At 67.3% G+C, this 9,960-nt stretch carries 9 protein-coding genes; 8 read left to right on the top strand and 1 reads right to left on the bottom strand.

Annotation, left to right across the window (positions count from 1 at the left end; all coding sequences use genetic code 11):
• The 8 genes from FKP22_RS11735 to FKP22_RS11700 form a co-directional block, all read left to right on the top strand.
• Nucleotides 1-438: NAD(P)-dependent oxidoreductase (locus FKP22_RS11735; RefSeq protein ID WP_310733324.1), on the top strand; the 438-nt coding region annotated here is incomplete at its 5' end.
• A gap of 56 nt (nt 439-494) precedes the next feature.
• On the top strand, nt 495-1,934 hold the full coding sequence (locus FKP22_RS11730; RefSeq protein WP_141287678.1) for an aldehyde dehydrogenase family protein: 1,440 nt from the start codon (nt 495-497) through the stop codon (nt 1,932-1,934).
• A 347-nt stretch (nt 1,935-2,281) separates the two neighbouring features.
• Entirely contained in the window at nt 2,282-2,710 is a 429-nt protein-coding gene (locus FKP22_RS11725; protein WP_141287677.1) for a post-PEP-CTERM-1 domain-containing protein, read from the top strand.
• Nucleotides 2,707-4,158 (top strand): PA domain-containing protein, encoded by a 1,452-nt coding sequence (locus FKP22_RS34365; protein WP_310733323.1) that lies wholly within the window; start codon nt 2,707-2,709, stop codon nt 4,156-4,158. Before FKP22_RS11725 ends, FKP22_RS34365 begins: the two co-directional genes overlap by 4 nt.
• Before the next feature lie 421 nt (nt 4,159-4,579).
• Complete coding sequence (locus tag FKP22_RS11715) at nt 4,580-5,290, top strand: gluconate 2-dehydrogenase subunit 3 family protein (protein ID WP_141287676.1); 711 nt, start codon at nt 4,580-4,582, stop codon at nt 5,288-5,290.
• A gap of 72 nt (nt 5,291-5,362) precedes the next feature.
• The gene (locus FKP22_RS11710) at nt 5,363-7,135 is read left to right on the top strand and encodes a GMC family oxidoreductase (protein ID WP_141287675.1); all 1,773 of its coding nucleotides are present in this window, start codon (nt 5,363-5,365) and stop codon (nt 7,133-7,135) included.
• Nucleotides 7,136-7,137: 2 nt separating this feature from the next.
• Nucleotides 7,138-8,412, top strand: a complete 1,275-nt coding sequence (locus FKP22_RS11705; RefSeq protein WP_141287674.1) for a c-type cytochrome — start codon at nt 7,138-7,140, stop codon at nt 8,410-8,412.
• Nucleotides 8,413-8,562: 150 nt separating this feature from the next.
• Nucleotides 8,563-9,360: an NPP1 family protein gene (locus FKP22_RS11700; protein WP_141287673.1), complete on the top strand. Its 798-nt coding sequence runs from the start codon at nt 8,563-8,565 to the stop codon at nt 9,358-9,360.
• An 18-nt stretch (nt 9,361-9,378) separates the two neighbouring features.
• Here FKP22_RS11700 and FKP22_RS11695 read toward each other — a convergent pair whose 3' ends face one another.
• Nucleotides 9,379-9,831: a VOC family protein gene (locus FKP22_RS11695; RefSeq protein ID WP_231011067.1), complete on the bottom strand. Its 453-nt coding sequence runs from the start codon at nt 9,829-9,831 to the stop codon at nt 9,379-9,381.
• Nucleotides 9,832-9,960: the final 129 nt, after the last annotated feature.

Genomic DNA, 9,960 nt, shown 5'->3' with positions numbered 1-9,960 from the left:
CGCTACCACACGCGCCGGCCGGTCGAAGGCCTGCCGTGGGCCCACGAGTCCTCGCTGCTGGAGCTTGCGCGCTGGTGCGACTACCTGGTCGTCATCACCGCAGGCGGCCCGTCCACCCAGCACCTGGTCAACGCCGAGGTGCTGAACGCGCTGGGCCCGCGCGGCTTTGTCATCAACGTTGCCCGCGGCTCGGTGATCGACGAAGACGCACTCGTCGCCGCGCTGCGGGACAAGCGCATTGCCGGCGCCGGGCTGGACGTGTTCGCCAACGAGCCGCAGGTGCCCGAGGCGCTGCTGAAGCTGGACAACGTGGTGCTGTTGCCGCACATCGCCAGCGCGACCGAAGAAACCCGGCAGGCCATGGCGCAGCGTGTGCTCGACAACATCGCGGCCTTCCAGGCCGGCAAGCCGCTGGTCAGCGAAGCGCCGCGGGCCTGACGGTTTTCGCTGCGTCCGATTCCACCCATCCCAAACACTCCACGAGGTCTCACACCATGAAACTCAACCTGATTGCCGGCGCCTGGACCGAAGGCGTGCGCGCCTACCAGAACATCAACCCGTCGGACACCCGCGACACGATTGGCGACTACACGGTGGCCAGCCGCGCGCAGGCCGAAGAAGCCGTGGCCGCCGCTGCGGCCGCGTACCCGGCCTGGAGCCTCAGCACGCCGCAGCAGCGCTTTGACGCGCTGGACTTCATCGGCAGCGAGATCATTGCCCGCAAGGCCGAACTGGGCGACCTGTTGGCGCGCGAAGAAGGCAAGACCCTGCCCGAAGCCGTCGGCGAAGTCGCCCGCGCTGGCGCCATCTTCAAGTTCTTCGCCGGCGAGGCCCTGCGCCCGGGCGGCGAAATGATGCCTTCGGTGCGCCCTGGCGTCGGCGTGGAAATCACCCGCGAACCGCTGGGCGTGATCGGCCTGATCACGCCTTGGAACTTCCCCATCGCGATTCCCGCCTGGAAGATCGCCCCGGCGCTGGCCTACGGCAACTGCGTGGTCTTCAAGCCGGCCGAAGTCGTGCCGGGCTCGGCCTGGGCCTTGTCGGACATCATCAGCCGCTCGGGCATTCCGGCCGGCGTGTTCAACCTGGTGATGGGCCGCGGCAGCGAAGTCGGTGCCGTGCTGCTGGAAGACCCGCGCATTGCCGGCATCAGCTTCACCGGCTCGGTGCCCACCGGCCAGAAGGTGGCCCAGGCCTGCGTGAGCCGCGGCGCCAAGTTCCAGTTGGAAATGGGCGGCAAGAACCCGTTCGTGGTGTTGGACGATGCGGACCTGAACGTGGCCGTGGGCGCCGCGATCAACTCCGGCTTCTTCTCCACCGGCCAGCGCTGCACCGCCTCGTCGCGCCTGATCGTCACCGAAGGCATCCATGACCGCTTCGTCGAAGCCATGGTCGCCAAGCTGAAGACGCTGAAGGTGGGCGACGCCCGCACCGCCGGCACCGACATCGGCCCGGTGGTGGACGACCGCCAGCTCGCGCAAGACCTGGAATACGTGGGCATTGCCCAGTCCGAAGGTGCCAAGCTGGCCTGGGGCGGCGCGGCCATGCCGACGAATGCCGAAGGCGCGCCGGGCTACTACATGCAGCCGGCCCTGTTCACCGAAACCGCCGCGGCCATGCGCATCAACACCGAGGAAGTCTTCGGCCCGGTCGTCAGCGTGATCCGCGCCAAGGGCTACGACGAAGCCCTGCACCTGGCCAACGACACGCCCTTCGGCCTGGCAAGCGGCATCGCCACCACCAGCCTGAAGCACGCCACGCACTTCAAGCGCCACGCGCAAGCCGGCATGGTGATGGTCAACCTGCCAACCGCCGGCGTGGACTACCACGTGCCCTTCGGCGGCCGCAAGAGCAGCAGCTACGGCCCGCGCGAGCAAGGCCGCTACGCGGCGGAGTTCTATACCGTGGTCAAGACGGCCTACACGCAGGCCTGAGCACCAGCATCGAGTTTGGGATGCATGGCTGTACACGCCATGTTTTCAAAGGGTGGCCCTGGCCACCCTTTTTTTGGCTTGAATATGGAATCGGTTCCATATCCAAGCCGCAGCAGCCTCGCCAAACCCCCTAGCTCGCATATGGGATCGGTTCCATATTGCACGGAGTTGGGCATTCCCCTCCCCGATTTCGCCCATCTTTCGCCATTTGTGCACCTATGAGGTTCATTTCCTTGGGGACAACGCTATCCCCCCAAACTTGAAGGCAGGTTTCTGAGGGTTAACGATTGATTACAGGGGAATCCGAAAATAGACTCAACTTTCGTTTCTTCCCTGGAGTCCCTTTCATGTCCTCCTTATTCACCATGTCGATCTGGACGCTGATCAGCGCGTCCGTGATCAGCGTTGGCCTGGGCACATCCGCCCATGCCGACAGCGACATTCCCGCGGCGCCCGCGTCCGCGTCGTCCACCGACGGCCTGCGCGTCAGCATCGACCCCGTCACCAAGCGCATCCGCCCGCTGACGCCCTCCGAGGCCGACGCGCTGGGCGCCGCTGCCGCCACCGCCGCCAAGGCACCGCGCGCCGAAACCGTGCTGCAAGGCATCGTGTCCCGCACCACCGGTGCGCGCGGCATCGTCATGGGCCCGGAGCACATGTCGTATTCGCGCGCGGCCATCGGCGCCAATGGCAAGCTGGCGACCGACTGCGTCGACGGCGACGACGCCGCCGATGTGCACGAACACCCGGTCCACACCGAAGGGAGCCTGAAATGAGCGGCATTCGCATGCCCGGCCGCAGCCTGGTGGCCCTGGCTGCCTCCCTGGCCGCCTTCACGGCCTGGGGCGCCACGATCGAGATCCTGAACACCGACTCGCCCGGTGTCGGCTTCAATGACAAGACCGCCGTCGCACCTGTGGGTGGCAACGAAGGCAGCACGCTCGGCGAACAGCGCATGAACGTGTACAAGAAGGTCGCCTCCGTCTGGGGCAAGCAGCTGCCGGCGGGCCCGGTGATCCAGATCTCGGCCAACTGGCCGGCGCTGGACTGCAACGCGTCGCAGGCCGTGCTCGGCCAGGCGGGCGCCGTGACCTCCTGGCACGACTTCCCGAACGCGCCCAAGACCGGCACCTGGTACCCAGCGGCCCTGGCCAACACCCTGGCCCAGGTCGACCTGGACGACGGCGCCAAGCCCGAGATCAGTTCCAGCTTCAACGTCAACCTGGGCAAGGCCAACTGCCTGGAAGGCACGCCCTGGTACCTGGGCCTGGACGGCAATGCGCCGGCCGGCAGCATCGACTTCGCCGTCGTGCTGACCCACGAGGTGGGCCACGGCCTGGGCTTCGCCACGCCGACCAATGGCAGCACCGGCCTGCAACCCCGCGACACCGACGGCACGCGCTACCCCACCGTGTGGGAAAGCATGATGTTCGACAACACCGCCGGCAAGACCTGGCTGGAGATGAGCGCTGCCGAGCGCCGCGCGTCGGCCATCAACCCGCGCGGGCTGGTGTGGACCGGTGCGAACGTCGTCGCGGACATGCCTTCGGTGCTCAAGAAGGGCACGCCGATGCTGACGGTCAAGTCCAAGCAGTTCCCGGACGTGGCCGGTGTCTACCAGGTCGGCCCGGCCGCGTTTGGCCCGCCGCTGAGCAGCACGGTGCTCAAGGGCGGCATGGCGCGTGTCATCGACCAGGCAGACGGCGTGATCGGCCTGGCCTGCGACCCGCTGAGCTCGGCCAATGCTGCGCTGGTGGCCGGCAGGGTGGCACTGCTGGACCGCGGCACCTGCAACTTCTCCGTCAAGGTGAAGAACGCGCAGGACGCAGGCGCCATCGGCGTGATCGTCGTCAACAACGTGGCCGGCGGCCCGCCCACCGGCCTGCCGGGCAGCGATGACACGGTGGTCATTCCTTCGGTCATGATCACCCAGGCCGACGGCGCCACGCTGAAGACCGCGCTGACCGGCAACGTGCTGGCCACCGACAAGATCACCGCGGTGCTGGGCATCGACAAGACCCGCTACGCCGGTGCCGACGCGGCCGGCCGGGTCATGCTGTTCACGCCCAACCCGTTCCAGGGCGGCTCGTCCGTCTCGCACTGGGACACCTCGGCGACGCGCAACCTGCTGATGGAACCGGCGATCAACGACGACCTGCCGACCTTCAAGGTCTCGGCCCCGAAGGACCTGACGCTGGAACTGCTGAAGGACATCGGCTGGTAAGCCGACCAGGCTGACGCCGCACAGGCCCGGTGGGTTCGCCCACCGGGCCTTTTTCATGCCGGGCGCCTCGCGACCCATCACCCAAGTCATCGTACAACATGGCCGAAAACGCACACACCAAACCCAATGGACCTGGTCTGAAGCCCTCCCGATGGATGCCTCAGAAGCCTCTCGCATGGCCGATTGACAGCAGCATCGGCAGCCGAAACCGGTTCACATTTAGCTATGAAAATCACCCTATCCCCAGGCCGTTGGCGGCAACCTGGCGAATCACCGAAGCCTGACAACTTTGCTCAGGGTTAAGTGGAAACCCTGAGTCATTTCGGCGAGAGAGTTATCGTACAACTCGCCGAACAACAGGGTTCGGCTGGCGGGCCAGGACACCGGCAGCACGCCGGCTGGACTCGCCTTATCGCCGCCCATGTCCACCCCATTCAAGCCCACCCGCCGGACCGTGTTGATGGCCTCGGCCGCTGCAGTGCCCGTCGCCGCCATCCCGCTGTACGGCGCCCGAGCCGAAGGCCTGGAAGCCACCTCGCTGAGCCAGTACAAGCCGGTGTTCTTCTCCGCTGCCGAGTGGCAGTTCATCCTCGCCGCCTGTGACCGGCTGATCCCGGCCGAGGGCAAGGGCCCGGGCGCGATCGAGACCAACGTGCCGGTCTTCATCGACCAGCAGTTGCAGACCGGCCTGGGGGCCGACATCTACCTGCAGGGGCCGTACAAGAACGATGCGGTCGCCACGCTGGGCTTCCAGCTGCCGTACGCGCCGCAGGACGTCTACCGCATCGGCATCAAGCTGGCCCAGCAGCACAGCCAGGCCCAGCACGGCAAGCCCTTCGAGCAGCTGGACGCCAAGGCGCGCGACGCGCTGCTCACCGCGCTGCAGAAAAACGGCGTGGACTTTGCCGCGCTCGGCGAGCCGGTGCTGAAGGCCTCGCAGTTCTTCGGCCAGCTGCTGGACGACACCAAGAACGGCTACCTGGCGGACCCGATGTACGGCGGCAACAAGGACATGTTGGCCTGGGTCGCCATTGGCTTCCCCGGCGCGCGCGGTCAGTACGTCGAATGGGTGGACCAGCACAACGTGCCCTACCCGCTGGGTCCCGTGAGCGTCAGCGGCAAGCGCGCCTGACCCGCCTTCCGCCGCCCGCCTTCATCGTCATTCCCAGGCAGCGCCCGCAGGCTGTCACATACCCCCAACCCCATGCCCCAAATCACCAACGACGAAGTCGACGTCGTCATCGTCGGCCTTGGCTGGGCCGGCTCGCTCATGGCCATCGAACTCGCGAAGGAAGGCCTGAAGGTCCGCGCGCTGGAGCGCGGCCCGGATCGCCCGCCCGAGGACTTTGCCTATCCCAAGCCGGCTGACCAGTACGCCTACGCCACGCGCAACAAGGTCTTCGCCACGCCGCGCGATGCCGCGCTGACGGTGCGCTACGACACCACGCAGACGGCGCTGCCCACGCGCAAGTGGGGCGCCTTCGCGCCCGGCACCGGCGTGGGTGGCTCGGGCCTGCACTGGACGGGCGTGCTGATCCGCCCCACGCCCACCGACCTGAAGCTCAAGACCTATGCCGACCAGGCCTACAAGCGTGGCAGCCTGGACCCGGAAATGCGCATCAAGGACTTCCCGTTCACGTGGGAAGAAATCGAGCCGCACTACGACTTCTTCGACAAGGTCTGCGGCCTGTCCGGCACCACCGGCAACCTGAAGGGCCAGGTCCAGCCAGGCGGCGACCCCTTCGAGGGCCCGCGCTCCAACCCCTATCCGCTGCCGGCGCTGCAGGACACGCTGAACTGCTCGATGTTCGCCGAGACGGCGCGCGGCATGGGCTACCACCCCTTCCCCAACCCCTCGGCCAATGTCTCGCAGCCCTGGACCAACCCCTATGGCGCGCAGATCGCGCCTTGCAACTACTGCGGCTACTGCAGCAAGTACCCCTGCCTGAACGCCTCCAAGGCCTCCCCGCAGACGGCCGTGCTGGACGTGCTCAAGCGCCTGCCCAACTTCGACTACCGGGTCAACGCCAACGTCATCCGCGTGGACCTGCACGAGGACAAGAAGACCGCGCGTGGCGTGACCTACATCGACGAGCAAAAGCGCGAGGTCTTCCAGCCGGCGAAGATCGTCATCCTTGCCAGCTTCCAGTTCGCCAACGTGCGGCTGATGCTGCTCTCGGGCATCGGCAAGCCCTACGACCCGGTGAGCGAGACCGGCACCATCGGCCGCAACTACGCCTTCCTCAGCAACGGCAACGCCACGCTGTTCTTCAAGGACAAGCACTTCAATCCGTTTGCCACCGCCGGTGCCACCGGCGAGATGTTCAACGACATCTCGCCCGGCAACTTCGAGGACGGCCCGAAACAGGGCTTCATCGGCGGCGCCAAGATCCACAGCTCGCAGTCCACCGGCGCGCCCATCGGCACCGCGCTGCCGCCCGGCACGCCCGGCTGGGGCAAGGGCTGGAAGGAGGCCATGATGGACTGGTATGGCCGCTCGATGACCATCGGCATCACGACCACCTGCATGTCCTACCGCGGCCACTTCCTGGACCTGGACCCGACCTACAAGGACCCCTGGGGCATGCCGCTGCTGCGCATGACCTTCGACTGGCGCCAGAACGAGCTGAAGCTGCAGCGCTACCTGCGCGAGATCGTGCTGAAGATCGCCAAGGAGATGAAGCCGGACGCGCTGTCCGAGAACTTCCTGGCGCTGGATTCGCACTGGGACATCACCAAGTACGTCTCCACCCACAACGTGGGCGGCGCGATCATGGGCACCTCGCCCCGGGACTCGGCGCTGAACCGCTACCTGCAGTCCTGGGACGTGCACAACGTCTTCGTGCCAGGCGGCAACGCCTTCCCGCAGAACTTCCAGGCCAATCCGACGGCCACCATCGGCGCCATCACGCTGTTCGCCGCCGAGGCCATCAAGAAGCAGTACCTGAAGAACCCCGGGCCGTTGGTGCAGGCATGAGCATGAAGAACCAGAACACCTTCCTTCCGCGGCTCATCGGCGCGGCCGCGCTGTGCCTGGCGGCCCTGCAGACTGCGCAGGCCGAAGTCGACCCGGCCCTGGTCAAGCGCGGCGAGTACCTGGCCCGCGTGGGCGACTGCGTGGCCTGCCACAGCGCGCCGGGCAAACCGGCCTTCAGCGGCGGCCTGGCGATCGACAGCGGCCACGGCGTCATCTACTCGACCAACATCACGCCCGACAAGCAGCACGGCATCGGCAACTACACCGAGCAGCAGTTTGCCGACGCCATGCGCAAGGGCCTGCGGGCCGACGGCACGCACCTCTACCCTGCGATGCCGTACCCGAACTACGCCAAGGTCTCGGACGCCGACACGCACGCCCTCTACGCCTACTTCATGAACGGCGTGAAGCCCAGCAGCGCGGTGCCGCCGGCCACCAACATGGCCTTCCCGTTCAACCTGCGCTGGGGCATGTCGCTGTGGAACTTCCTGTTCCTCTCCGGCAAGTCCTTCCAGCCGCAGCCGGACTGGAACGAGCAGGTCAAGCTCGGAGCCTACCTGGTCGAAGGCCTGGGTCATTGCAGCAGCTGCCACACGCCGCGCGGTTTCGCGATGAACGAGAAGGCCAGCGGCAGCGCGGACACCGCCTTCCTGGCCGGCGGCGAGCTCAACGGCTGGCCCACGCCCTCGCTGCGTGGCATGCCGCGCTGGAACAGCCAGGACATCGTCGACTACCTGCAGACCGGCCGCAACCGAAGCGCCGCCGTCGCCGGCGAGATGACCCAGGTCGTGCAGCACAGCACCGCCTACCTGCAGGACCCGGACCTGCAGGCCATCGCGGCCTACCTGAAGGCCCTGCCGCCGGGGCCGGACAAGGCCGCCGGCGTCACGCCGCAAGGCAAGGCCGAGACCATCCAGAAGCTCACCGCCGCGAAAGACCTGAGCCTAGGCGAGCGGCTGTACCTGGACAACTGCGCCGCCTGCCACTTCGTCACCGGCCAGGGCGCCACGCGCATCTTCCCGCAGCTGGACGGCGCCACCGTGATCAACGCAAAGAACCCGCACGGGCTGATCCAGGTGATCCTGGCCGGCGCCCGCACCCCGTCCACCGACAAAGCCCCATCGGTGCTGGTCATGCCCAGCTTCGCGCAGCGCCTGAGCGACAGCGAACTGGCCACGCTGGCCACCTTCCTGCGCCAGGGCTGGGGCAACCGGGCCAGCGCCGTCTCGGAACGCGAGGTGGCGGCCGTGCGTGCCAAGGGACTCGCCGCGCGCTGATGTTCGCGGCGCAGGCGGTCCGGCACCGTCAACCAACCGTCACGTGAGTTTCAAACCGGCTCAGGACACTGGCTGGGCTCCGACATCGCGTCGAGCCCGGCCGTGCACGATGGCCGGTGCCCCTTCACATCCACCGTTGGGAGACTTTCCATGTCCACGAATCGCCCCTGGGCCGCGCTGTGCCTCGCCCCCTTGTTCGTGCTCGCGCAGGCCGCGCTGGCCGATGACTTCGCCAAGCTCGACGAAGCCCTGCCCAGCACCGAGAACGTGCTGGCCACCTACCCGGTGTTCGACTTCGACACCGACGGCTGCCTGCCCAGCGCTGGCATCAGCCGCGCCGGCGTGCAGAACGGTGGCCTCAAGCCCACCGGCAGCATCACCGGCAACTGCCGCTCCAGCAACTTCCTGGACAGCTCGAACACGCTGCACCGCCACGCCTGCCTCACCACCGGCGGCAACACCTACTGCGGCCACTTCTACGCGCTGTACTTCGAGAAGGACCAGACCACCGCACTCGGTGGCGGCCACCGCCACGACTGGGAACACGCGGCCGTCTGGACGACGAACGGCATCGTCACCCACGGCGGCTACAGCGCCCACGGCGACCTCTACAACAAGCCGGTCGCCGAGATCGCGATGCAGGGCAACCATGTGAAGATCATCTATCACAAGGATGGCGGCCTGACCCATGCGATGCGCTTTGCCAGCGCCACCGAGCCGGCCGAGAACCCCTACGGCCAGTTCGTCACGCCCACCATCACCAGCTGGTACGAACTGCACGGCGACGGCATCGACAACGCCACGATGCGCAGCAAGCTCAACAGCTTCGACTACGGCTCGGCCACCATCCCGCTGAAGGACAGCAACTTCCTCGGCAACCTCAACACCTACAAGCCGTCCGGCTACCCGACCTTCACGCAGGCCAGCGTGGACGCCGCCAAGCCCTGAGGCAAAGGGGCGCGTTGATCAGCTCGCAGCGCTGACCAGCTCGCCGCCCCAGCTCGCAGGGTCCACGTCGCGCAAGGACTGGGAGAAGGTCCAGGCGTGGCCTGCGGGGTCGAGCGCCGAATACTGGCGCTCGCCATAGGGCTGGTCGGTGGGCTCGCCAATGATGACGGCGCCTGCCGCGCGCGCGGCGGCGCAGTGCCGGTGGGCATCCCGCACCCGGACCATCACCGAGTGCCCGAAGCCGGCCGGCGCCAGGTCCGGCCGCGCGGCCTGTGCCACGACGATCGCGCCATCACCCACCTGCAGTTGCACCCGGTGGCTGCCAATGCGCAAGCGCTCGGCGAACCCGAAAGCCTGGCACAGCCACTGCGCGGCGGCCGGGACGTCCGGGTAGAGCAGCACTGGCATCACCGCAGCGTCCGGCATGGACCGATTGGCCGGGCCGCCGGCAAACATGGCGCTTTCAGACATGGCGGACCTTTGTCGTTGAGGCCCACCATTGTGCTGAAACTGCCTGCGCGGCCCGCACGGCAGAAGGGCTAACGCGCGGCCTGCAGCAAGGTCTCGCTGTCCCGCTGCCGGGCCGGCGGCGGGGGGATG

The sequence above is a fragment of the Ideonella azotifigens genome (assembly GCF_006519715.1).
Lineage (GTDB): Bacteria > Pseudomonadota > Gammaproteobacteria > Burkholderiales > Burkholderiaceae_C > Ideonella > Ideonella azotifigens.
Note: the sequence above shows the minus strand (reverse complement) of the source record. Positions and strands in the feature narration are given on the sequence as shown.

What these genes read in the sequence shown, in the direction of transcription:
- FKP22_RS11730 (WP_141287678.1), top strand. Translation starts at nt 495, where the DNA reads ATGAAACTCAACCTGATTGCCGGCGCCTGGACCGAAGGCGTGCGCGCC.
- FKP22_RS11725 (WP_141287677.1), top strand. Translation starts at nt 2,282, where the DNA reads ATGTCCTCCTTATTCACCATGTCGATCTGGACGCTGATCAGCGCGTCC.
- FKP22_RS34365 (WP_310733323.1), top strand. Translation starts at nt 2,707, where the DNA reads ATGAGCGGCATTCGCATGCCCGGCCGCAGCCTGGTGGCCCTGGCTGCC.
- FKP22_RS11715 (WP_141287676.1), top strand. Translation starts at nt 4,580, where the DNA reads ATGTCCACCCCATTCAAGCCCACCCGCCGGACCGTGTTGATGGCCTCG.
- FKP22_RS11710 (WP_141287675.1), top strand. Translation starts at nt 5,363, where the DNA reads ATGCCCCAAATCACCAACGACGAAGTCGACGTCGTCATCGTCGGCCTT.
- FKP22_RS11705 (WP_141287674.1), top strand. Translation starts at nt 7,138, where the DNA reads ATGAAGAACCAGAACACCTTCCTTCCGCGGCTCATCGGCGCGGCCGCG.
- FKP22_RS11700 (WP_141287673.1), top strand. Translation starts at nt 8,563, where the DNA reads ATGTCCACGAATCGCCCCTGGGCCGCGCTGTGCCTCGCCCCCTTGTTC.
- FKP22_RS11695 (WP_231011067.1), bottom strand. Translation starts at nt 9,831, where the DNA reads ATGTCTGAAAGCGCCATGTTTGCCGGCGGCCCGGCCAATCGGTCCATG.